1 rRNA gene is annotated in these 213 nt (G+C 57.3%); it reads right to left on the minus strand.

What is annotated here, in order from left to right:
* Positions 1-213: ribosomal RNA gene (locus EL84_RS32875) — 23S ribosomal RNA — on the minus strand; the annotation flags it as partial.

The following is a 213-nucleotide window of genomic DNA, read 5'->3' on the forward strand; positions in this document are numbered from 1 at the left end:
CCCGCATTTTTCAACATGCGTGGGTTCGGGCCTCCAGTGCGTGTTACCGCACCTTCACCCTGGACAGGGGTAGATCACCCGGTTTCGGGTCTACGTCCACGTACTAATTCGCCCTATTCAGACTCGCTTTCGCTGCGGCTCCGGCTCTTCACCTTAACCTTGCACGGGAACGTAACTCGCCGGTTCATTCTACAAAAGGCACGCCATCACCCC

Source organism: Paenibacillus sp. VT-400 (genome assembly GCF_001029205.1).
GTDB classification, from domain to species: domain Bacteria; phylum Bacillota; class Bacilli; order Paenibacillales; family Paenibacillaceae; genus Paenibacillus; species Paenibacillus amylolyticus.